The following is a 22,200-nucleotide window of genomic DNA, read 5'->3' as shown; positions in this document are numbered from 1 at the left end:
CAGCCAACTCATTGGTGGCGAAATTTCGCCACCAATTTATCTCCCATTTCAGGGGAGATTCTCGCGATAGCATTAAGCATATTAATTATTTGGTCGCGATCATACTGATTACTAATATTCTCATTTACATCATCGATAATAGCATCTAAATAAGTAAATAGACTCTGCGCTGCTTTACTGTTCTGGTGGGTTCTGAACAAAATGTTTTTGAACGCTTCGAGTACATTATTCATCACATAACCATCACTTTTTGCATAGTTGCGGATTGGCGTGAAGTTATCATGCAATAATTCATCAAATGATGTTTCATGGAAATATAACAGTGGCTGTTTATCATCACTATGTTTTAAAGAGTAATTAACGTTATAAATGCTTAATCGATCAATGAGTAAAATACTGAGCATATCGATCGCCTTTACCGCAGTACCTGGATCGTTAATACCCGGGCTCATCGCTTTCACTGCAATCTCTGAGATCTGTGTCATTCCAAATCGATAATTGTCACTTACATATTCTTCGATATAAAAAATAAAGCAATTAAGTAAATCTTCAAGGAGTTGCTCGTTATCAGATAAATCATGATTACATTTTAAAAACGGATAGCCTTCAACAGTAAAAAAACCCTGCTTAACTACAACATAAATTTTTATATCATGTTGTTGGCAAAGGGCACATAGTTTATCGCTATTCACGCCTTTAAAGTAACCTTCAGTTTTACTTGAAATACTAGACCAATCGTCAAAGTTAGGAAATACATCGATAGGGTTATCTTTTTGCATGCGAATAATCGATTTCAATTCATTTTTAGTATTCTTATATAAGTCGTTTAATACGTTATCGACTTGAATAGCCCTTGAAATTGAATGGATGAAAAATACAAAAAAGCCTAACGATATCAGGCCAAAAACAAGTGAAAAAAGTATGCCCAATGAAGGAATTCCTATTTCACCATTATCCATAGTCCGGATGTTGATCAGCATAACGATTGAAAAAATAATACTGCCGAGATAAAAGCCCAAAACAAGTTGATGTGATTTACGCGTTATAAGCCCCGGTAATACTCTTGGTGATAGACTTGCGCTGGCACTATTAAGTACCACCATAACCATAGAAAAACTAAAAACAGTTAGCGAAATAATACTACCCGTTAATGTACTTAGAATCGTTCGTGCATTTTCTTCGCTATCAACCAATAGTACCTCAAGCAGCGATTTAAGCTCCATAACAAAAGACGTATACTCTGTAGTTGTTACAAGTACAGCAAACAATAAAAATATCACTGATAATAACGATGGATAGAAACCGATACTACTGACTAATTCTCGGTAATTATCGGCAATTTTTCGCGGAGTGAACATATATGAAACCCTAAGATGACTTAGTTGTTGTACCAACAACAGCTAATTTATGCAGTAAGCTTAACAACAAACTTTGTTTTACGTCTAATTATTAATAATAACGTTTCCAATATATGCATGTTTTATTAGCTGGAGGCTTAAAACTTACTTAGTATATGGACTCCTAATAGCAAGCAGCAAGATGTTGTAACTTTAATTTTACGGACCGCATTGAGCGTCTTGACTACAATATTAGCTTATTGCTTGATATGCGACGAAATCGTCTAAATAATAGACGTCATTGAGAGGGCATTTTATAAGGTCATTCTATTAATCTCAGTAGCAAGACCATACAAAGGTTAAAATAAGTGATGTTGTTTTCTGAGGTTGATTATCATTTGTTATTTAAATAACAATAGTTGTATAGTAATACGAATTATTAGGGGGACTTGGCAATACACAAGTTCTTATAAACTATTAGATAAAAATTAGGTTTATTGTGATCATATCTTTCTACGCAGCCATATTAGCTTTTATGTATATTTATTTAAGTATAAATGTTGTAAAAGTGCGAAAAGCAAATCAAATATCATTAGGTACTAACGATAACCAACAACTACTAAGAGCAACGCGAGCTCATGGTAATTTTATTGAATACGTACCTTTCGCGCTGATCCTTATTTTTTTAGCAGAGTACCAAGGTTTAAGCAGTCATTATTGCCATCTTTTAGGGACTTTATTAGTATTTGGTCGCGTATGCCACAGCATTGCGATTAATGATAATACCTTAAAACTTAGAGTTATAGGCATGCTATCAACCTTTGCAACCCTCGCGTTAAGTGCAATTGCGTTACTGCTCGGTCGTTTTTTCTAAATGTTTTGTACATGGCTTGCACTTTCTACATCATTGATAGTAAACCCTGTTAGTGCAGCTGTTGATCATAATGATCCGCGTCAAACACTGAATGTTATTTATCCTAAGCCAGAGCGTGAATACGTACTAGATAATTGGTATCCGCTAGAGTTACTCAAACTTGCACTAAAATATAGTGGCCAAGCGTATACCTTACAATCATCGATAAAAATGGTACAAAGCCGTTCTTTAAAAGAGCTAGAACACGGTGAGCTGGTTAATGTAGTATGGTCAATGACAAGTATAGAAAGAGAGCAGTTGTTTAAGCCTATTAGAATTCCAATTTATAAAGGTTTATATGGTTGGCGTTTACTACTTACTACTGAAGACAAACTTTCATTATTTACAGCCGTAAAAATGCCATCTGAACTTAAAAAGCTTTATTTTATTCAAGGACATGACTGGCCAGACACGGTAATTCTGAGCGATAACGGTTTTCAAGTTTCAACATCAACAAGTTATGACTCCTTATTTAATATGCTTGTTAAAGGACGTGGGGATGCATTTCCTCGCTCAATTTTAGAAGTTGATTGGGAATTAAAGCAGCTTGATGCAAGCGATCACATTACTACGGTGCCTAATGTCGTTTTTAATTATCCAGCAGCGATCTACTTTTTTGTTAACTCGCAGCGCGATGATTTACATAATGCAATTAAAATTGGTCTAGAAAAAGCACATCAAAATGGTGAGTTTGATAAATTATTTAATCGCCACTTCGCTGAAATTATTGCAAGCGCAAAATTACAAGAAAAAATGATTATAAAATTAGAAAATACACATCTTCCTCACTTAACTCCTATTAACAACAGTGCATTATGGTTTACTCCAGAAAAAAGCATTCAGTTCCACAAGTCATTATGAATCCAATAACTAAAATCTTTATAATTGGCCTACCTCGTACGGGCACAACCAGTGTATGCCATGCATTTTTACAACTTGGTTTTAGTTGTGCCCATACAGCCTATACCAAGCAATGTTTTAACCAAGCGCAAGTGATTGCTGACACACCAATTTTTAATGATTACGAATATTTAGATTCACTTTATCCAGGTGCTAAATTTATCTATTTAGAGCGGGAAGCAGAAAAGTGGCTGCCTTCAATTCGCCAATTATTACTGAGAATGCACACCAACTTAATGCGAGAGGATGGGGGTTTTAACCCACATATTAAGCGTTGTTATCTGCATACCTTTGGTAGTTTTTCTATTAATGAGTTACACAATGATGCCTATTTACAACAATGCTATGAGCAACACAAAAGTGCTGCACATAACTATTTTGCTAAGCGAGCAGCTGACTTTTTATCAATAGATATAGCCCATCCAAACAGTTTTAATCAGCTTTGTGATTTTTTGCAATTACAAACTGAACTGACAAAGTTTGAAAAAATGAATATTGGCGGCAAGGTAACAGCTTGGAATGCAATAAAACATCCACTAAAAGTTGCATCAACAGCAAATGGTAAAATCGATAAATATCTATACCCAACATCTTGATAAGAAGTAACTACTCAAGGTGATTAAAAATTATTGCTGTAACAAGATTTTGTAGTTCAATTGCGTTAAAATCTCGCCATTAGTTTTTAGGTAAAATATTTATGTTCGAATTAAAATACCACACTCCATTTGCATGGACCGAAGCTGTGATGGCAGACTTTGACACCTTTTTACAAGATCATGCCGCTGCAGAAAAAAAAGCGTCCGGTATGGCTATGTCGATGTTGTCGCATTATCCAGATCGCCGCAAGCTTGTAAAAGCAATGACCGATTTAGCACTGGAAGAAATGATCCACTTTAAACAAGTATTAAAGCTATTGCTTGATCGTGATGTTAACTTAGGTAACGACCAAAAAGATCCGTACGTAAAAAAAATTCGCGCGATTTTTAGAAATGGCCGCGACGAGTTTTTAATGGATAGATTATTAGTAGGTGCCGTAATTGAGGCGAGGGGACACGAGCGTTTCTCTTTAGTTGCACAAGCATTACCAATCGGCAAAGAAAAAGATTTTTATGTGGCAATAGCTAAATCAGAAGAAAAACATAAAAACTTATTTGTCGAGCTGGCTTATGAATATTTTGATAAAAATGAGGTCGATTCGCGATTAGAAGAAATTTTAATAGCGGAAGCCGAAATATGTAAAAACATCCCATTTACTGCGGCGCTGCATTAATCAGATCAGCGCTTGATAGTGCACGTTGAAGTGTATAACCGCTGAGCAGCAACAGCTGCCATATGTTCAGCCATTAATTTGGCTGATATTTGCTTGTATGTAACTCACTTTTTTGAATTTTTTTTGGTTGTAAGATCACTGGAAATTGGGCTACTACCTTAGTCCCTTTGCTGCTAGAGCTTCGCTTAATAGGCAGTTTATATTCTTTTGCAATACTATTCATCACGTAATAACCTAGGCCAAAATTTATAGAGCGGGTAAACATTGATAGGCCTTTACCGTTATCTAGTACCTGCAATATTAACTTGTTACCGATCTTATTTAAGTGAACTGTTATTTTAGTTGCACTTGCATGTTTAAATATATTCTCAACAGCATGGTATAACACCGCATAAATATCACACTGTAATTGTTTAGTAAGAACTTCATTACCAAGCGTGATATTGAATTCCGACTCAATACCATCCCTTGATAAACATTTAATATGTAGCATATCAATCGCTGTAGCCAAGTCGTTCTGCCCAAGGCTTGCATGGCTATTAGCAATAGGGCTTAAAATTTCATGTGCTTTTTTAAGTTTATCAAGGCCTTTACATACCATTATTTGATCTCCGCCACATAAATCTATGCCGTTTGCTAAGTTTATAGCAGCAACACTTAGCCCTTCACGCTGTAATTGCTTTTGATGTGACTTAAAAACACGGTGAAAACTCTGCAACCAAAAGAATACAAAGCTAGCAACACCTAAAAATAAGCTAATTAGTATTAAAGCATAAAACCACAAAGCACTATTTGAGCTATACCAAGGCCCACTTACAAAAAAATTGAAAGACTGTGGCTTACTCCACATACCTCCATTAACTTTGCTTCTATATTCTAATGTGTAATTATCAGGGTTTAGCTTATTTAATTGTATTAATGGGGTAGGGATATCATGCCATTCACTCATATTTAAGCGGTATTGATAATTAATGTGATCGCTAAGCGTGTAGCTATAATTAGTCAAAGCTATATCAAGCCAGCCAGAGTTATTCACTTTTAACGTTTCTGGATTTAAGTACGTTTTAGTGTTTGTTCTTATATAACTAATACGACTATTTGGTATAGTTTCTTGCTTTTTTCTTTCAACTCTTATTACGCCTTGGTTGCTAACCGCAACAATTTTATCACTAATACTTAATATTCCATTTGGTGTAAAAGAATGATCTCCTGTACCTTCTAAAAGATTAGTGTAAGCATCATCCATACTAAACTTGTGAATACCATGGTTAGTAGATAAATAGAGCTCTTGGCTCAATGAATGTAGCTCATTAATATATAGCGGGCTTACAATAGATTCCCACTGACCGTTAATTTTTCTAAATAAACCGCTGCCGTAAGTTGCAGCATAAAGTGTATTACCTAACAATTGAATATCTGCGATAGGTGCATATTTTTCAAGTTCAATCGAGGCATTACCCCGTTGATTAAAAGATATCAACCCCTTTTCATTAGCAATATAGAGTATACCTCCAAGGTTTTTAGTTGCCCAAGCAGTCTTATGCGATAGAAATTTATTGATATACCCTGAATCGAGTTGCGAAAGGGCTAAATCAAATATTTGAACTCCCTCATCATTTGTTGATAAGTAAATCTGTTTATTAATAACTGCTAAGTTAATTACATAACCTTTAAAGAACTGAGTAACAAGCTGTGTAGTCAAGTTAATAGCATATGCACCTAAATTAGTAGTAACGAACAGCGTGTCACCTTCTTGCTGTAATGCAGTGACAGAAAAACCAAGTTTTGAGATTTGCTGATTCAAATTGTTAAGAGCAGAATAGTGACCGTCAGAGTAAATATAAAGCCCGTTATCAGAGCCTATCCAGGTTTTACCATTTACTGTTGCGATCACATTGTAAATCGAAGCAATTGAAAGACGATCGAGTCTGACCTTAGATGAAACGACCTCAAAGCTATTAACATCTAATGCCCATAAATTTTGTTCATCATCAACAAACAAGTCTTTATATGCTTGAGGATGGGAGTTTATGCCTTTTTGTAACACTGATAGTTGTGTTATTTCAGCTTGGTTTATAGAGCCACGGTCTACATAATACAAAAAATATGGAGGTGAAAAGCGCAGATGTCTTGCACTTGTAATGTCGTCATTAACAATTTTTATGTCATTCAAGTATGAATATGATGTCATATGATCATTTAAAAAATAAATCACTCCGTAAGGTGTAGCAACTAGCTCTCCGTCACTAACATGTGTGTCATCAATTAATCGTACACTCCTATTATTAATCACGTAGACACCGTCATTTGCCATAATGTACCCATGGTTGGCAGAGGCAGATACATCAAACATCTTATCTTTTTTACCAAGCGGCTCAGTAACTTCAAATGTTTCTAGATCAAGTAACGTTAATTGCTCTCTAGCTAACATAAATAAATATGTATTATTTACTGCCAGCTTTCTAGCTGCGATATCACTAAGTTTAACGGCTTCAAGCGTATTTAGATTAAATTGCCACACCTCTTTATCTTTATAGGCTATATACAAATAACCTGGTGATTGAAAGATAACATCACTTGTCCAACGCTTAGGTAAAATAGAGATACTCGAAAGGTTTAGGTAATGACTACCATCGAAACGATAGACACCATCATGTGAAGAAAAATAAATATTCTTGTTATTATCTTGGGTAGCGGCATTCAAATGCTGCATGTTAAATGCAAAACAATAAGTGCTACTCAACATAAAGAAGATTAAAAATAGTAACTTGTTCATAATGGTGTCCATTTTATTATTATTACCAATCAAATTGGCTTACACATTTCCTAGTGACCATTATTGTGCCGATGTTGGCCTGTGATCTCTAGAACCACAATATGGCTTTACAATTGGTAACTCTACGTTTAAATCATCAGAACGTTCAGATGTTAATGATTCCGCTTGATAATTTAACGTTTTTTTAACCCCTTTTGATATAGTACTTTTATACCAATTTTCATGAGCATTTTCAGGAGGAGTTACAACTAGAAATGTAGGCTTTCGAGGGTCAGCTTCATTTACTTTAGTGTTCCAACTATGCAAAACCTGATCACCTGCTGCGTTGCCGTACATACTTGCAAATGCAGTAGCAAGTAAATGCGCACCTGCATCACTGGTTATAATCATCGCCGTTTTAGAAAAGTCACTACCACAATCAAAGCTCATATCAACATTAAGCAATGAATTATCTGGTAGTAAAATATCTGCACTCATATATTGAATAACTGCACGATCTGCTTGAGGAGCAAGGGCTGCAACATTACAAATCGTTAATGTTGCACACAGTAAAGTTGCAATTTTAAATGTATTTTTAAGCATATTAATATCCTTTTTTACGCCATAGACAAAGATCCATCTGCAACAGTATCAACAAATACCTCACTCATGACAGTCAAAAGCTTTTGAGTCAGTATTGTTGTAACTTTTGCACATCAGAAGTTCACGTCTTGTAGGCAATTTTTTATAAAGTAATTTCTCTAAAACTTTTTCAACCAAAGTGTTAGCTACTAATCACTAATATTAGTTGGAGAAGTTCTGAGCTAGTTTTATTAACTTCATCTATTTCAACTGCCAAAATGCATAAATAAAGTTCCAGTGAATATTTTTTAAGGTACATACTAACAATTGTCCACAACACGGAGTGTTCTTATGTATGTGAATACAATAGCTACATGTAGTAAACCTTTATCATTATTTACTGCTAACTTTTCTTTTTACTTTTTCTAAAATACCGAAGTCAACATCATCGATATTATCGATAATGTTATTTAGCAAAAAATTTTGCATAGATTTAATTTAGCATGACTTCTGAAAAAATGATATTTGAAGAAATAAAGACCATTATTAGTCACTCTATGTAAATAACTATCACGAATATTGAATTCTGCAGGTTATTCTATTGGTATTTAGTTAATGCAGAAACAATCCAATAGTGGCCGGAGTAGGGGGTTACCGTTAATATTTTTATTCTTTATTGTGCATTGTAACGGTTTGTTTAATAAGCTCAGATGTTAATTGTAGAGTTGTAGATTCAGATATTGATTTATTTGCAGATAGTTGGCAAATATAAAATAATCCCATGTTCAAAAAAGCAGTTCGTTCAGTAGTTGTTGTTAAAATATTTGCAGTTTGCTTAATTGAACCAGATAACTCAGCCAGCGCAAGCGCTTTTTCAGAACTAGTGCCTTGACTAGTTGAGACACTTGCGGCAGTTTTGGACAAGTTCAAAATAGCTTCTGAAATAGTTGCTTCACCTTTGCTATCGGTTGTTTTAATAGCTAATGCAGTTTGCATGCAAGCTCTAATTGTTCCATCTGGATCGTTTAAGATAACTGCAGCACTGGTATCTGGCTCCCAAACAAAGAGCGTACCAACAGTTTGTTCATTTTTATCGGCAATAGATATATAGGATTTTTTAAAGTATGTACTGCAACCACAAAGTATAGATGTAACAGCAATAATAGAAATAAGTTTCATATCGTACTCCTTTACATTAGTAACTAATATAAACATGGTTTACAAATATAATTATGTAAAGTTAAAAATGATTAGTAAGTAAATATGGTTGAAATTTAAGTAACAGCAGCAAAGTTAGCGCTTAAAAAGTCGATACCAGATAGCTAGCAATTAACGCTAGGGCACTTGCCTGTGAATATACTAAACGGAATGTCACGTAAAAACGCACCTATATATAGTAGCGCTGTTACAGTTAGCAGCACTCAAGTTGAAAAGTTCTTAACTGGCCAACTGGCAATTGAGCAAGTACACGAACTAATGAACGCTGTTCAAAAACCAAATACGTTTGCTTATATAGGCAACCAAGTAAAAATATCGTACCAAGATTTTATGATCACGGCAGAGCTAGGCCAGGGTTAAATACCATCATAGCTGCCGGTAAAGTTTAAACATCGGCAGCTCATTATAGTTGTGTGTAAATGAGCAGTGCTCAAAGTCAGCTAATATAAAACAGCTTTTAAAGTGCGTTTAGAGTCAAAGTTAAACAACCAGCCATTAACAATTAGTTATGTGTGAGTTAGGTGTTTGAAATTGGTGTAACTGATTTAATCTAAATTTGCATGCAAATAGGGAAAATAGCGTTTATTAATCACGGTAATTAGGTTGTTACTTATAAAACTCACTACATTTAACATAATATAAATTATAGGTTATTAAATATCTTAATGCGAACCTCTGCAAACGCCCCCCAGAAGCGCCCACTAAGTCCAATACTAGACGGTATCGGACTTAGTGGTGATTTATTTCAATAATACAGTTTAAATCGAGTATCTTTCTTGAGCTTCATTATCGCTTAGCATAGTATTAAAAATACAATTTAAGCTGTATCACAAGAAGTAAACAATATGGAATTTGTGCGCCCGTTAGAACCAATCCTAATAATTGATGATGTTCAAGATATACGTGACTACTTAAATCAGATCTTAACTGAGTTAGGCTTTGAAGATATTCTTGAAAGCAGAGATTTTGAATCGGCTAAAACGTTGATTGATGAAAAGTCTCCGAATGTAATCTTTCTCGATATTGAACTTCCCGATACCGATGGTACAGAAATTCTTGAATACTTAAATGACAATTACCCACATACACATGTTGTCATGTGCTCTGGCCATAACAGCCTTGAAAATGTTCAAAATACTTGGGAACTAGGTGCTAAAGGTTTTATTGCAAAGCCATTTAATGCTAAAAAAGTTGATACTGTGATGAAACGCCTCGAACTTATTTAATGTAATTTATCAACCTACAAGGTTACTATGCAACAGACCGTACAAGCGATCATTGATGATTTATCTCAGGTTATTTTTGGCAAACAGCAACAAATAAAACTCGCGTTAACCTGCTTATTTAGCCAAGGTCATTTATTAATTGAAGATTTGCCAGGTATGGGTAAAACCACTTTATCGCATGCACTTGCTGCGGTATTAGGTTTATCATATCAACGAGTTCAATTTACCAGTGATTTATTACCCTCAGACATACTGGGCTCAAGTATTTTTAATGCCAATGAGCATAAATTTACTTTTCATAAAGGACCTATCTTCAGTCAAGTTGTTTTAGCGGACGAAATAAATCGCGCAGGTCCAAAAACACAAAGCGCTTTATTAGAGGCAATGGAAGAAAACCAAGTTACTATGGATGGTGATAAGCATGCCCTACCAACACCATTTTTTGTTATAGCAACTCAAAACCCTTTATATCAATCAGGTACTTATCCTTTACCTGAATCTCAATTAGACCGTTTTTTTATGCGTATTAGTTTGGGTTTTCCACCTAAAGAAGCTGAACGTAAACTCATTTTAGGCCAACATAATCGTGATTATGCACACTTACCTGTACGTATCGATACACAACAATTAATTGAAATACAAAATAAAGTAAGTGCTGTTATGTTAAGTGAACCGGTTGTTGATTATATTTTGGCGCTTGTATCTGCTACCCGAAATAACAGCCAATTTGCTAATGCGTTATCTCCACGGGCCAGTATTGCAGTTGGCAAAGCCGCGAAAGCATGGGCGTTTATTGATGGTCGTGACTTTGTTACCCCTGATGATGTCCAAACTATTTTTGCTAGTGTTAGCGAACATCGTTTAGGTCTGCAGCATGATGTTAGCTCACAACAGATCAAACAATTAATAAATACTGTTGATGTGCCACTTTAAGGTATGAACAATAAAACAGGAAAGCGCCCTACTTTTTGGTTTCATTTTAAAGCTAAGGTTTTCAAGCTATTAGTAAGAAATAAACATAATACCGAACATCTTACCTTAACGCATAACACAATATATGTTTTGCCATCAAAATTGGGCGTGAGCTTTTTAGTGGTTACTATGCTTAATTTTATATTAGGCATTAATTATCAGAATAATCTGATTTTAGCGATGGCTTATTTAATGCTTGTAGTAATGATATTTTCGCTACTTATGGGTTATAGCAATCTTAAAGGATTAAAAATTGATTATAAAAATCATATAGCTAGCTATGCTCCCTGCTCTGCATTATTAGAGCTGCAACTAAAAACCGAAAAAAAATGTCAATCATTGCAGTTTAATTATGAAAATAAAACCCTCACAACCGTTGATGAAATAACCAGTCAAAAGCAAATAGTTAATTTAGATTTAGGATTAAAAGAACGTGGTGAATACCCCTTGCGCCGATTAAAAATAATCAGCAAGTACCCGTTTGGATTAGTATCAGTATGGAGCTACATGCAATTAGCACATACGGTATTTGTCTACCCGCAACAACTCAAACCATTGCATGAAGCTAGTTTGCAAAATAACCACAACACTGATGATGGCCTGCATAAAAACAGCCATGGTAGTGATGAATTTGATGGTTTAAATATTCATCAACCTGGTATGAATATGAAACGAATATCATGGAAACATTACGCAAAAACTCAGCAATTAATGGTAAAAGAGTTTGTAAATTATTCAGCCCAAAGTGTTGTTTTTGATTTTAATCAGTTACAAGGAAATACTGAATCCCGCCTACAACAATTAAGCTATTTAGTCACTCAGGCTTACTCACAAGGCGTTAGTTATGGCCTACAATTAGAAGCAGGACTATACGCGATCAGTGATACCAAAGAACATTGTAAACAGTGTTTAGAAGCACTAAGCCGTTTTGCAAAGGATGAAAATGAGAGTCACTGATAATCTAACCGCGATCAATTTGTCGTTATCTATTGTTTATATTTTAGTGCTGAGTTTTATTTTTACTGAGTTACCTCCTCTATTTAATACATTATTAGCTAGTTTGTGTATTTGGAATCTAGCCGTTACCTTATTGAAAAGAAATAAACCCAATGCCATATTAGCAAATACTTTGGCCGGTTTGAGTCTATTGATCTTGTTTTATGACGTAGGTTTTAGCGATACGGTGACTTTATTTGTTGCGATGCTGATCCTCTCTAGCTTATTTAAATTACTGCAAGCCAATACAAAAAAGCATTATCAAACTATCATTTTGTTAAGTTTTTTTAGTCTCTCAACAGTATATCTATTTTCTCAGAGCTTATTTGCTACGCTAGTAATTAGCATGCTATATATTTTAAATTTTGCGCTTTTAGCGCTGATTGAATCTAAACATAGTTTAAAAATTGCAGCTAAAGACAGCTGCAAACTTTTGTTGCTAGCACTACCTTTAGCGATATTTTTATTATTATTGTTACCGAAACTTCCCGCATTTTGGCAATTACCTGGGCCAAAACTCGCTAAAACCGGTTTGTCAGAAAGTGTTGATCCATTTGATATAGCCAAACTGTCTAATTCAGATGAGTTAGTATTTCGAGCTAAATTTGATCAACAAAAGCCATCTGCCCCCTATTACTGGCGAGCGATTATACATGATGAGTTTGATGGTAAACGCTGGTTAATATCGGACATTTTAAAAAGCCAACAAGTAATTGACCAAATCACCTCAGCTGAACGTGGTGAACCATTATATAGTTATCAAATTTTTGCAGAGCCTGGCGCTAAGCCTTGGCTTTATGGTTTACAGTTTGCCGACTCGGCCCATCAAGATGTAAAAACAACCAGCAATGGATTACTACTGCGGAAACGTTTTTTAGCTAATAGTATCAGCTATACAGCCCAGAGTTATGCTTTTAGCTTGGCTGAACTCTCTCGCTCTGCACACTATCAAAACGTGCAGCTTAGTTTAGCTAAAGAGACTAATTTGCAGTCACAGTCTTTAGCTAAACGTCTATATGAACAACATAATAACAAAGATCAGGCTTTTTATTCAGCACTGTATGACTACTTTGCCAATAATAACTTTAGCTATACCTTAACGCCGGATCCAATTACCGGTAACAACACCCTTGACCAGTTTTTATTTGCTAATAAACGTGGTTTTTGTGGCCATTATGCCAGCACAGCTGCATTTATGTTTAGAAGTGTTGGTATTCCTGCCCGCGTTGTTTCGGGGTACTTAGGTGGTGAGTATAATCAACAAAATAGTTATATGAGCGTCTATCAATATGATGCCCATGCATGGGTTGAAGTATTTATAAAAAATAAAGGTTGGCAAATTTTTGATGCAACTGCGGTTGTTTCACCTGAACGATTAAACGGATCTTTATCACAGCACTTGCAGCTGAATAGCGAATTTACTAGCAACTTGAGTTTTGGCTTATTACGATTGAGTAATATTGCTGGTATTAACTGGTTAAGGCTTAAGCTTGAAAATCTTGATTACCAATGGACAAATTGGGTGTTAGGTTTTGACCAGCAAAAGCAATCTTCCCTACTAAAAGAATTATTCGGTAATAAACAGCTTTGGCAAATTTCACTGATGGTGATAGCAACCGTATGTTTAGCCTTTATTTGTTACTTTGTGTATTTGTCTTGGCCTAAAAAGCCAGAATCGCCAGCGCATTCACTCGCAAAAGACTACCTTACTGTTGTGCGTTGGTGTAATAAGCAAGGTATTTCTGCACCGTCAAATCAAACGCCGCTGCAATTTTTAGCATATGCAGCTCAACAGCTGCCTAACAAGCGGACATATATCATGCAATTTGCGCAATTATACTCCGATGTGCGTTATCGCCAGCTAATATTTAGCGCTTATCGTAAAAAACACAGTAAAAATCTGGTAAAATTAATTAAAACAACAACTAAGAGAACTCTATGAATGCAGTCGTGATTGGCGTTATTTTAATGCTTGGCCTTACTTTAGCCCGCGTTAATGTAATTGTTGCTATGACTTTAAGTGCTTTAGTCGCCGGTTTAACCGCCGGACTTAGCTTAAACGATACCCTAAACGCATTTAACGCAGGCCTCTCTGGCGGAGCTGAGATCGCTCTAAGCTATGCAATGCTAGGCGCATTCGCTGTTGCGATTTCAAAATCAGGCTTAACGCGCATTTTAGCTGCAAAACTACTCGCTAAAGTAAATAACAATAGTAGTAATAGCGAAACAAATTTAAGCTATTTTATTTTACTGATAATTTTAGTGTGTGCAATTTCATCGCAGAACCTAGTCCCAGTTCATATAGCTTTTATACCAATTTTGATCCCCCCGCTACTGGTTATATTTAATAAACTAAGGTTAGACCGACGTGCTATTGCCTGTATTTTAACGTTTGGTCTAGCAACCTCATATATGGTTTTACCCTATGGCTTTGGTGGAATTTATTTATACTCGATTTTACATAAAAACTTAGTGGAAAATGGCTTAGATATCATTAATACCCAAGTACCTATGGCTATGATCATTCCTGCCTGTGGCATGTTAGTTGGGTTAATTGTAGCGGTGTTTATCAGTTATAGAAAACATCGGGATTATCAGCATGATGAACATCAAGAGCACGCAACTAATGTGGTTGTAGAACAACCTAAAAAAGTATTGTTAGTCGGTATTACAGCGGTATTAGCCTCTTTAGCAGCACAAAATGTCAGTGGTTCAATGATTTTAGGTGGCTTAGTTGGGGTGATGATTTTTAGTTTGTTTGGCGTAGTTAAGTGGGAGCAAAATAGCGACGTATTTAGTAAAGGCGTAGCAATGATGGCAATGATTGGATTTATAATGATCTCAGCTCAAGGGTTTGCCTCTGTAATGAAAGCGACAGGCGATGTGACTAGCTTAGTACAAAGCGCCGCATTGATTATTGATGGCAACAAACCTTTGGCAGCTGCACTAATTTTATTAGTTGGTTTAATGATCACCATGGGGATTGGCAGCTCATTTTCCACAGTGCCAATAATAGCAACCTTGTTTGTGCCACTGTGCTTAGAGCTTAACTTTTCAATGATGGCAACCGCAGCTTTAGTGGGAACCGCAGGTGCTTTAGGCGATGCTGGCTCCCCTGCTTCCGATTCAACCTTAGGACCAACTTCCGGCTTAAACGCTGACGGTCAGCATGATCATATCTGGGATTCAGTTGTGCCTACTTTTATCCACTTTAATATTCCATTGCTAATATTTGGCTGGATAGCCGCTATGGTGCTTTAATACCTTAAATGTGAGTAACCAAGTAGAGAATAGATTAAGCCCCCTACTTGGTTACTAAATTATTGTTTTAACGCAGATGCTAAAGATATATAACAGTGCAATATAGTATGATGTGTTCTTTTTATAAAGCAAAGAAAGCACCATAAAAGTGCTTTCTTAACTTAACAACTCGGTTTAAAAACCATAAATCATCTTATCGCATACAACCGGCGTAGGTCTGTGATTATCATCGACCGCAACGAATGTAAAACTCCCAGTAATTGCCGAGTGTTTATCATCCCTGTGCATTGTTTCTAAGAATATTTCAACGTCTACTCTTAAACTTGTATTGCCTACATGCACAACTTTTGAGATCAATTCAGCGAAGGTTCCAGCTGGAATAGCTTCTTTAAAATCAACTCTATCTGATGAAATGGTTACCAATGGTTTACGGCAAAAGCGCGTTGCAGCAATAAATGCAACTTCGTCCATCCATGCCAATGCATCACCACCAAACAAGGTATTGTGGTGATTAGTGCGCCCAGGAAATACTGTTTTTGTGACCGAAGTCGTTGAGTCTTTAATACGCTGAGCAATTATTTCTTCACGGTTTACTTGAGTTGTCATGTTCTCTACTTTTGGTTTGCTAATTTATCTAACATCATAAGTGCAGGATCAAGGCGTTCGCCTTTCCAATTAAAACGCCAATCCAGATGAGGGCCAGTTACACGACCAGTCGCACCAATTTCAGCTATTTTATCACCGCGTTTAATGGTATCCCCTACTTTTACATCAAGCTTACTTAAGTGTATGTAGGTAGACGTGACACTGTGGCCATGATCTAAAATTAAAGTTCCGCCAGAGTAATAAAGGTCGTTATCAGCAAAAACAACGGTACCACTGACAGGCGCATAAACAGGGCTGCCTGTTTTGTTGGCTATATCTAAACCAAAATGTGGCCGACGAGGCTCACCATTAAAATAGCGTTGGCTACCATACACACCCGAAATACGTCCTTGTGCAGGTTTGTAAACTGGATCTAAAAAATACCTAAGCTCAGAGTCAACTTTTCGGGCATTTCTTACTGCCACAGCTTCGCGGCTGATACGTTCACTTACCGCTTTTGGCGGTGACACATATTTACTTGCCACTCCAGTAATTTTATCAATTTTATAATCACGTTTAGTGATCTCAATCGCTTGCTGATGTTTGACACCGTCTGCATCAACCCAGGCTAATTGATGGGTTAATTCAGCATCACGGCCAAAGCCAATTACAAACTCACCTTGTGCGGTGGTTTTTAATGCTTGGCCATTAAAAATAACTGACTTAACCCCATCAATTTGACCCGTCACTAACCCGCCTTGGGTTAAGTGACCTTTTAGCTCAACTGCATCAGCAAAAAAGCTCACAGTAGCAAATAACGAAACGGCTAATAATTTACGCATAACAAATGGACCCTTTGGCCACACCTTCGTATGCTGTGACTTTTACGTCATTGTCAGGATGCTGCGCTTTAACTTGCTCAGCAAGGTAACCTGCAATACATTCAACCGTAGTATCAATAGGTAAAATATCACACCGTTCTTTACTTATTGCCATTTCAAAATAGCCTTGTGCGGCGGTATAGGCAAAACAGAGGTCATTTTCTTTGGCGCTGATGTGCTTTAGCTGTGGCGCTTGAATTTGATCTTCTGCTGTCGCTAAATAAATATCTTGCCATTTATCAGCCCATTGCTTTTGTAATCGTGGCATTGCCATTCCATCAAGGGCAATACCAATTTGCGAACGGTGACCATGAATAATACGCTGGCAATTACCGTCGTGCTTTTTAAGGCCATGACTATAGTGATAATAAAAGCTCTTACTATGCTCTGGCTTTAACTCAATTTCGATTTTATCGATATTGCTTGGTAACTGCGGCATGATTGTAGCAATTAAAAATTCAATAACTGACTGCTCATTAATAACATCAGCATCAATTAAACAAAACGCTTGGTTTGGCGCGCTCATTGCTAAGTGGTGATCATCACCAAAAGTACAATCAAGTGTTGTGTAGTCACCATGGTTTTCAACTTGGCCGTTAATTTGGTTGCCAATGGCCAGCTTGTGATCAATACATTGGTCGATAATGCCTTTGATTTGCTTTTTAACTAAGCCAAAATCAAGCACCATAGACTCTTCATTTAACTTGCCATGCAAGGTTAAATCAACAATCCAGCTCTCGCCAACTGCGCCTCGTTTATTACACAAGTAAGAAAAATCAATTACGGTAAGTGCGTTAACAAAAAGGATCATAAACTTCCTTTATACTGGTTAAAAAATCACGGTAATTATAATGATTTTTGCTAGTAATTGCGCGATTTAATCGTGTAATTAGCATGTTCTTCACCTAAGCGGTGGTATTTCGTGCAAATAAATTATTTTTTTAACTGCTCCGAGTTGTTTAGCGTACAAGTGTACGCTAAAGTACGTGGCAATTTCTAAGCGATGAAAAGTGTTATGGAACCTAAAAATAGTTATACAAAAGAAGATTTGATCCTATGTGGTCAAGGTGAAATGTTTGGAGAAGGCAATTGTCGTCTACCAAGTGACAACATGTTAATGATGGATCGTATCATCTCAATCACTGATGACGGTGGAGAGCATGGTAAAGGTGAAATCGTTGCTGAGCTTGATATTAACCCTGATCTTTGGTTTTTTGCTTGTCACTTTAAAGGTGATCCAGTCATGCCAGGTTGTCTTGGTTTAGATGCAATGTGGCAACTGGTTGGCTTTTTCCTTGGTTGGTCTGGTGGTCCTGGTCTTGGCCGTGCGCTAGGTGTAGGTGAAGTTAAATTTACTGGGCAAATTTTACCAACAGCAAAAAAAGTTACCTACCGTTTGACCATGAAGCGCGTTATTAAACGTAAATTATTCATGGGGATGGCTGATGGTACTGTTGAAGTAGATGGCCGCGTTATCTACGAAGCAAAAGATTTAAAAGTTGGTTTATTCCAAGATACTAGCGCGTTTTAATTTTTTATTAAAACCCAGCTACAAAAACGCCGCTGTTTCATAAACAGCGGCGTTTTTGCTTTAATTCAATACTTAAAAATTAGGTTTTATACATATTGCGATTTTCTATCGCTTCGCGCCAACCGCCTAACCACTCTGATTTTGGGTCTACTTGTTGATAAGGGCATAGGTCTTTTGAACGGCCCGCGAGGCCTGCTTTAAAGCCTTGAGAATGAGCTCTTTCTAACCGATCTCTTTTCTGTCTCTTCATAGGTAAATCCTCACCTTTTATATTTATATATTTGTAGTGTTCGTGACATCTACATTTAATGAATAGTTAATAAAACTGTTAAATTCAAATCACAAAAGCAATTAAATAAATTGACTTTAACTAAGCTGCTGATGCAAAAATGAATTAACATATAAAAAAGTAAAGTGGTCGTACCATCTTCTGTGCGACCCATATATGTACAAAAAATTACGACTATCTAATCACTAACACGCAGTTTCCTGCTCTAATTGTGACTGCGGTTTATGGATGAAGTTCCTATAAAAAATGTAATTATGACAAATTTATTTCAACTCATTAATAGTAAAGAAGTTTAATTTTTGAACTTATTTCAGACCACTTTACTGCGGCTTATTCGCACTTAATTAGCCCACATTTCACGTACACTTTTTTAAATTGTTTAATAATTAATCCTTGCATATATAAATACGATCGGTCTAATATGTGTTTATGCTAAAAAACAGTCAAAATCCACCACGACGTGGTCGCCCACCAAAAGTTGCCCGCAGTAATGCCGACACCAAAGCATTACTTATTGCTACGGGGGTAGAAACACTTACCGAGTTTGGCTTCAGTGCCACAGGACTTGATACTATTTTAAAAAAAGTAGGTGTTCCAAAAGGTTCTTTTTACCACTACTTTAATAATAAAGATGCCTACGGCTTAGCTGTTATAGACGCTTATAACGATTACTTTGTTGCTAAACTTATTCGCTATCTAGGGGCAAGCGATATCCCTCCTTTAGAGCGACTAATCAATTTCACCCAAAGTGCAGCAAGGGGTATGCAAAAGTACGATTTTAGTCGCGGTTGTCTAGTCGGTAATTTAAATCAGGAACTAAACCACCTCAGCGCTGACTTTAAAAATAAACTATTAACCAGTTACGAGATTTGGCAACAACATGTGCAAGTTTGCCTGGCACAAGCTCAGCAGGAGCGTGTTATTGCAGCCAACGTGAATACCACACAAATGAGTGAATTTTTTTGGATTGGCTGGGAAGGTGCTGTAATGCGTGCCAAGCTAACTAAAAATACTCAGCCACTTATTTTATATACTGAAATGTTTTTACGTGCATTGCTTAGGTAACGGCTTAAGTAATTGCTCTTTTTGCATAACAATTAAAAGACGATCGGTCTAAATGGAGTCCAGATGAACAATCAATTTAAAGCCATTGTTATAAATAATACTGACGATAAGTATACCGCGTCAGTACAAACACTAAATAATAGCGAATTACCCAATCTCCCTGTCAAACTAGATGTGCTTTACAGCACCCTAAATTATAAAGATGGTCTAGCTATCACAGGAAAAGGCCCCGTGGTGCGCTCATTTCCTATGGTGCCGGGTATTGATTTAGTGGGTAAAGTAACAGCCAGTGATTCTAGCGAGTTCGCTATTGATCAGTTGGTATTACTAAATGGCTTTGGTGTTGGCGAAAAATACTGGGGGGGGCTGGCTCAACAAGCCGCTGTTAATGGCGATTGGTTGATCCCACTCCCAACGTCGTTAACACCTAAACAGGCCATGCAAATTGGTACTGCCGGTTACACCGCGATGCTCAGTATTATTGCGCTTGAAAAGCAAGGCATCACTCCCGACTCTGGTGATATTTTAGTAACGGGTGCAAACGGTGGTGTAGGTAGTTTTGCCGTCTATTTACTTAATCTACTAGGTTTTACCGTAGTTGCAGCAACAGGTCGTGTAGATCAAAGCGAACATTTAAAACAACTTGGCGCCTCTGAAGTGATCGACCGAAATGAGCTATCAAATCCAGGTAAGCCATTAGCAAAAGAACGTTTTGCTGCAGCCATTGATTCAGTTGGCAGTCACACCCTTGCTAATATTTGTGCTTCTTTAAAGTATGGCGGTGTTGTTACTGCTTGCGGTTTAGCACAAGGCATGGATTTTCCTGCATCCGTTGCGCCGTTTATTTTGCGTGGTATTTCATTAATCGGCATAGACAGTGTAATGCGTCCTAAGGTCGACCGCATCCAAGCATGGCAACGTCTAGGTGAGCTTGTTGAGCAGAGCTACTTAGATAAAATATCGACTGAAATTAATTTAGAGCAGGTTATTAACGCGGCTGATGAGCTGATGGCCGGAAATATCCGAGGCCGTGTAGTAGTAAATTGCCAACAGTAAAAATAAGTTATACCAATCGTGTTAAGTTACTAAGTATTTATAGCGACATAGAAATGCAGTAATAACAAGACAGGAATTTTGACATGCCGTTGTTCTACTTGAAAAATTACTGACGTAGTTAGCGCTTCATTTAGCCCGCTAGAATGGTTAAATATTTAACTCAATTGGTATTATTAAAGCTTCTTGTAAAAGAAGCTTTAATTTCTTCGTCATTACACGCCTAAAGCAGCAAGCTTTTCGTTTAATTCGTCTTTTGAAATTAAACTCATTTCATACTGTTTTTTAACTTTACGAATAGTGTCGAAATTATCAAGTTTTAATCGTGCTTTAGCTAATTTCTGTTCTTTTTCTGCTACAGAGATCACATCAAGTTTAACGGCTTTTTCAAGCTTCTCTTTTTCTTGATCGTATTCTTTTTGAAAAATTGCTTTTTCTTGAATGATGATTTGATCTTTTAGCTTTTTCTCAATTTCAATAGCTTCATCTTCAAGCTCAATTTTTTTCTCAAGTAACGGTTCAACACGGTTTAATGCTTCTTGCAAAGCACTTTCGATATTTTGTCCTTGGTTTTCTAGTAAATTTTCGACGTATTTTTTACCAATATCTTGATAACCAATATTTAGCTGCCCTTCTATTGAAGTGATCTCAGAGCGGATCGCCGATAACTTTGAGTTCTCTTTCATTGAGGTGCTCATATCAGAGCTTAGTTTAGACGTTGATTCGCTGATATTTGAACCAATAGTGGTAGCTTGTGTTTTAATTTTATTAAAAAGACCCATGTATATTATTCCTTAAATCTATCATCCAATGTTGTGGCGTCATGCCGATGCTTATTAAAGCGCGCTAATATTACCGATAAAGTAAACAAATGTAAATTACACAAGCAAACTGACTTGATATTCTTGTATCAAATTATCGTGATAAAAATTATAATTCTGGGATTAGATTTTAGAAAAGAGTGTAAAACATGAGTAATGAAGATTTATTCGGCAATAACCCGCTACAAGGCGTTAAACTTGAGCAAGTTGTATCAGAGTTAGTTGATCAATATGGGTGGGAGCTTTTACATGCTTATCTACTGCTAAATTGTTTTAAAAACAACCCTGACATCAAATCTGCAGTTAAATTTTTGCGTAAAACCCAGTGGGCACAAGATAAAGTTGAAAACTTTTATCTTTATAGATTAAAAAATCTACCTAAACCCGATGATGTTCAATATGAACTACCACCACGTGACCGCGTTATTCCTGAAGATCATAAACCGGGTGAACCATGTGAGTTAAGTTTTAGCGACGCAAAACGTATTCAAGCGAAAAAAGAAGCCAAAGATCGTGCACGGACGCGTAAACAACGCTCAAATGCC

Annotated in this window: 23 protein-coding genes; 14 read left to right on the top strand and 9 right to left on the bottom strand. The window is 36.5% G+C overall.

What is annotated here, in order from left to right; translation table 11 throughout:
* Nucleotides 1-8 precede the first annotated feature (8 nt).
* The gene (locus H5183_RS15120) at nt 9-1,358 is read right to left on the bottom strand and encodes a DUF2254 domain-containing protein (protein WP_182732072.1); all 1,350 of its coding nucleotides are present in this window, start codon (nt 1,356-1,358) and stop codon (nt 9-11) included.
* Between the two features lie 478 nt (nt 1,359-1,836).
* Between H5183_RS15120 and H5183_RS15115 the strand changes: the two genes are divergently transcribed.
* From H5183_RS15115 to H5183_RS15100, 4 genes are all read left to right on the top strand, one after another.
* Nucleotides 1,837-2,211 (top strand): MAPEG family protein, encoded by a 375-nt coding sequence (locus H5183_RS15115; RefSeq protein ID WP_145233364.1) that lies wholly within the window; start codon nt 1,837-1,839, stop codon nt 2,209-2,211.
* Complete coding sequence (locus tag H5183_RS15110) at nt 2,212-3,111, top strand: transporter substrate-binding domain-containing protein (RefSeq protein WP_182732071.1); 900 nt, start codon at nt 2,212-2,214, stop codon at nt 3,109-3,111.
* Between the two features lie 5 nt (nt 3,112-3,116).
* The gene (locus H5183_RS15105) at nt 3,117-3,746 is read left to right on the top strand and encodes a sulfotransferase family protein (RefSeq protein ID WP_182732097.1); all 630 of its coding nucleotides are present in this window, start codon (nt 3,117-3,119) and stop codon (nt 3,744-3,746) included.
* A gap of 101 nt (nt 3,747-3,847) precedes the next feature.
* On the top strand, nt 3,848-4,420 hold the full coding sequence (locus H5183_RS15100) for a tRNA-(ms[2]io[6]A)-hydroxylase (RefSeq protein ID WP_145233370.1): 573 nt from the start codon (nt 3,848-3,850) through the stop codon (nt 4,418-4,420).
* 73 nt (nt 4,421-4,493) lie between these two features.
* Here the strand turns inward: H5183_RS15100 and H5183_RS15095 are convergent, their stop codons facing one another.
* The 3 genes from H5183_RS15095 to H5183_RS15085 form a co-directional block, all read right to left on the bottom strand.
* The gene (locus tag H5183_RS15095; RefSeq protein ID WP_182732070.1) at nt 4,494-7,196 is read right to left on the bottom strand and encodes an ATP-binding protein; all 2,703 of its coding nucleotides are present in this window, start codon (nt 7,194-7,196) and stop codon (nt 4,494-4,496) included.
* A gap of 60 nt (nt 7,197-7,256) precedes the next feature.
* On the bottom strand, nt 7,257-7,778 hold the full coding sequence (locus tag H5183_RS15090; RefSeq protein ID WP_182732069.1) for a hypothetical protein: 522 nt from the start codon (nt 7,776-7,778) through the stop codon (nt 7,257-7,259).
* Between the two features lie 645 nt (nt 7,779-8,423).
* Complete coding sequence (locus H5183_RS15085; RefSeq protein WP_182732068.1) at nt 8,424-8,936, bottom strand: hypothetical protein; 513 nt, start codon at nt 8,934-8,936, stop codon at nt 8,424-8,426.
* A 171-nt stretch (nt 8,937-9,107) separates the two neighbouring features.
* Between H5183_RS15085 and H5183_RS15080 the strand changes: the two genes are divergently transcribed.
* The 6 genes from H5183_RS15080 (at nt 9,108) to H5183_RS15055 (ending at nt 15,430) form a co-directional block, all read left to right on the top strand.
* Nucleotides 9,108-9,335 (top strand): hypothetical protein, encoded by a 228-nt coding sequence (locus tag H5183_RS15080; protein WP_259397336.1) that lies wholly within the window; start codon nt 9,108-9,110, stop codon nt 9,333-9,335.
* 485 nt (nt 9,336-9,820) lie between these two features.
* Nucleotides 9,821-10,201 (top strand): response regulator, encoded by a 381-nt coding sequence (locus H5183_RS15075; protein ID WP_145233960.1) that lies wholly within the window; start codon nt 9,821-9,823, stop codon nt 10,199-10,201.
* A gap of 27 nt (nt 10,202-10,228) precedes the next feature.
* Nucleotides 10,229-11,134: a MoxR family ATPase gene (locus tag H5183_RS15070; RefSeq protein ID WP_182732067.1), complete on the top strand. Its 906-nt coding sequence runs from the start codon at nt 10,229-10,231 to the stop codon at nt 11,132-11,134.
* A gap of 168 nt (nt 11,135-11,302) precedes the next feature.
* Complete coding sequence (locus H5183_RS15065) at nt 11,303-12,130, top strand: DUF58 domain-containing protein (RefSeq protein WP_182732066.1); 828 nt, start codon at nt 11,303-11,305, stop codon at nt 12,128-12,130.
* Nucleotides 12,117-14,111 carry a DUF3488 and transglutaminase-like domain-containing protein gene (locus H5183_RS15060; protein ID WP_182732065.1) on the top strand — a complete coding sequence of 665 codons (1,995 nt, stop codon included), beginning with the start codon at nt 12,117-12,119 and terminating at the stop codon, nt 14,109-14,111. Before H5183_RS15065 ends, H5183_RS15060 begins: the two co-directional genes overlap by 14 nt.
* Nucleotides 14,108-15,430 carry a Na+/H+ antiporter family protein gene (locus H5183_RS15055; protein WP_182732064.1) on the top strand — a complete coding sequence of 441 codons (1,323 nt, stop codon included), beginning with the start codon at nt 14,108-14,110 and terminating at the stop codon, nt 15,428-15,430. Before H5183_RS15060 ends, H5183_RS15055 begins: the two co-directional genes overlap by 4 nt.
* Before the next feature lie 174 nt (nt 15,431-15,604).
* Here the strand turns inward: H5183_RS15055 and H5183_RS15050 are convergent, their stop codons facing one another.
* Genes H5183_RS15050 through H5183_RS15040 form a run of 3 tightly spaced genes read right to left on the bottom strand, consistent with a single transcriptional unit; the run spans nt 15,605 to nt 17,707 of the window.
* Nucleotides 15,605-16,036: an acyl-CoA thioesterase gene (locus H5183_RS15050; RefSeq protein ID WP_064666260.1), complete on the bottom strand. Its 432-nt coding sequence runs from the start codon at nt 16,034-16,036 to the stop codon at nt 15,605-15,607.
* A gap of 5 nt (nt 16,037-16,041) precedes the next feature.
* A complete protein-coding gene (locus H5183_RS15045; RefSeq protein WP_182732063.1) occupies nt 16,042-16,857 on the bottom strand; it encodes a M23 family metallopeptidase in 816 nt (271 codons plus the stop codon).
* Complete coding sequence (locus H5183_RS15040; protein WP_182732062.1) at nt 16,850-17,707, bottom strand: 6-carboxytetrahydropterin synthase; 858 nt, start codon at nt 17,705-17,707, stop codon at nt 16,850-16,852. The genes H5183_RS15045 and H5183_RS15040 overlap by 8 nt, the downstream gene beginning before the upstream one ends.
* A 204-nt stretch (nt 17,708-17,911) precedes the next feature.
* Between H5183_RS15040 and fabA the strand changes: the two genes are divergently transcribed.
* The gene (gene fabA, locus H5183_RS15035) at nt 17,912-18,427 is read left to right on the top strand and encodes a bifunctional 3-hydroxydecanoyl-ACP dehydratase/trans-2-decenoyl-ACP isomerase (protein WP_145233946.1); all 516 of its coding nucleotides are present in this window, start codon (nt 17,912-17,914) and stop codon (nt 18,425-18,427) included.
* Nucleotides 18,428-18,506: 79 nt separating this feature from the next.
* On the opposite strand, the gene rmf is transcribed toward fabA, so the two are convergent.
* Entirely contained in the window at nt 18,507-18,677 is a 171-nt protein-coding gene (gene rmf, locus H5183_RS15030) for a ribosome modulation factor (RefSeq protein ID WP_016707188.1), read from the bottom strand.
* 468 nt (nt 18,678-19,145) lie between these two features.
* Between rmf and H5183_RS15025 the strand changes: the two genes are divergently transcribed.
* Nucleotides 19,146-19,781 (top strand): TetR/AcrR family transcriptional regulator, encoded by a 636-nt coding sequence (locus H5183_RS15025; protein ID WP_145233944.1) that lies wholly within the window; start codon nt 19,146-19,148, stop codon nt 19,779-19,781.
* A gap of 63 nt (nt 19,782-19,844) precedes the next feature.
* Nucleotides 19,845-20,837, top strand: a complete 993-nt coding sequence (locus tag H5183_RS15020) for an MDR family oxidoreductase (protein WP_182718836.1) — start codon at nt 19,845-19,847, stop codon at nt 20,835-20,837.
* 212 nt (nt 20,838-21,049) lie between these two features.
* Here H5183_RS15020 and H5183_RS15015 read toward each other — a convergent pair whose 3' ends face one another.
* Nucleotides 21,050-21,616, bottom strand: a complete 567-nt coding sequence (locus H5183_RS15015) for a hypothetical protein (RefSeq protein WP_149981103.1) — start codon at nt 21,614-21,616, stop codon at nt 21,050-21,052.
* Between the two features lie 188 nt (nt 21,617-21,804).
* Between H5183_RS15015 and H5183_RS15010 the strand changes: the two genes are divergently transcribed.
* The coding region (locus H5183_RS15010) for a VF530 family DNA-binding protein (RefSeq protein WP_182732061.1) at nt 21,805-22,200 on the top strand (396 nt) is incomplete at its 3' end.

The organism is Pseudoalteromonas sp. SR44-8 (assembly GCF_014163635.1).
GTDB classification, from domain to species: domain Bacteria; phylum Pseudomonadota; class Gammaproteobacteria; order Enterobacterales; family Alteromonadaceae; genus Pseudoalteromonas; species Pseudoalteromonas rhizosphaerae.
The sequence above is the reverse complement of the archived record's forward strand: the minus strand, read 5'-3'. Positions and strand labels throughout refer to the sequence as shown.

Bases quoted from the DNA above. Each gene is read 5' to 3' on its own strand.
- H5183_RS15050 (WP_064666260.1), bottom strand. From the start codon at position 16,036: ATGACAACTCAAGTAAACCGTGAAGAAATAATTGCTCAGCGTATTAAA.
- H5183_RS15055 (WP_182732064.1), top strand. From the start codon at position 14,108: ATGAATGCAGTCGTGATTGGCGTTATTTTAATGCTTGGCCTTACTTTA.
- H5183_RS15100 (WP_145233370.1), top strand. From the start codon at position 3,848: ATGTTCGAATTAAAATACCACACTCCATTTGCATGGACCGAAGCTGTG.
- H5183_RS15040 (WP_182732062.1), bottom strand. From the start codon at position 17,707: ATGATCCTTTTTGTTAACGCACTTACCGTAATTGATTTTTCTTACTTG.
- H5183_RS15045 (WP_182732063.1), bottom strand. From the start codon at position 16,857: ATGCGTAAATTATTAGCCGTTTCGTTATTTGCTACTGTGAGCTTTTTT.
- H5183_RS15060 (WP_182732065.1), top strand. From the start codon at position 12,117: ATGAGAGTCACTGATAATCTAACCGCGATCAATTTGTCGTTATCTATT.
- H5183_RS15015 (WP_149981103.1), bottom strand. From the start codon at position 21,616: ATGGGTCTTTTTAATAAAATTAAAACACAAGCTACCACTATTGGTTCA.
- fabA (WP_145233946.1), top strand. From the start codon at position 17,912: ATGGAACCTAAAAATAGTTATACAAAAGAAGATTTGATCCTATGTGGT.
- H5183_RS15065 (WP_182732066.1), top strand. From the start codon at position 11,303: ATGCTTAATTTTATATTAGGCATTAATTATCAGAATAATCTGATTTTA.
- H5183_RS15075 (WP_145233960.1), top strand. From the start codon at position 9,821: ATGGAATTTGTGCGCCCGTTAGAACCAATCCTAATAATTGATGATGTT.
- H5183_RS15025 (WP_145233944.1), top strand. From the start codon at position 19,146: ATGCTAAAAAACAGTCAAAATCCACCACGACGTGGTCGCCCACCAAAA.
- H5183_RS15070 (WP_182732067.1), top strand. From the start codon at position 10,229: ATGCAACAGACCGTACAAGCGATCATTGATGATTTATCTCAGGTTATT.
- H5183_RS15085 (WP_182732068.1), bottom strand. From the start codon at position 8,936: ATGAAACTTATTTCTATTATTGCTGTTACATCTATACTTTGTGGTTGC.
- H5183_RS15110 (WP_182732071.1), top strand. From the start codon at position 2,212: ATGTTTTGTACATGGCTTGCACTTTCTACATCATTGATAGTAAACCCT.
- H5183_RS15120 (WP_182732072.1), bottom strand. From the start codon at position 1,358: ATGTTCACTCCGCGAAAAATTGCCGATAATTACCGAGAATTAGTCAGT.
- rmf (WP_016707188.1), bottom strand. From the start codon at position 18,677: ATGAAGAGACAGAAAAGAGATCGGTTAGAAAGAGCTCATTCTCAAGGC.
- H5183_RS15020 (WP_182718836.1), top strand. From the start codon at position 19,845: ATGAACAATCAATTTAAAGCCATTGTTATAAATAATACTGACGATAAG.
- H5183_RS15090 (WP_182732069.1), bottom strand. From the start codon at position 7,778: ATGCTTAAAAATACATTTAAAATTGCAACTTTACTGTGTGCAACATTA.
- H5183_RS15095 (WP_182732070.1), bottom strand. From the start codon at position 7,196: ATGAACAAGTTACTATTTTTAATCTTCTTTATGTTGAGTAGCACTTAT.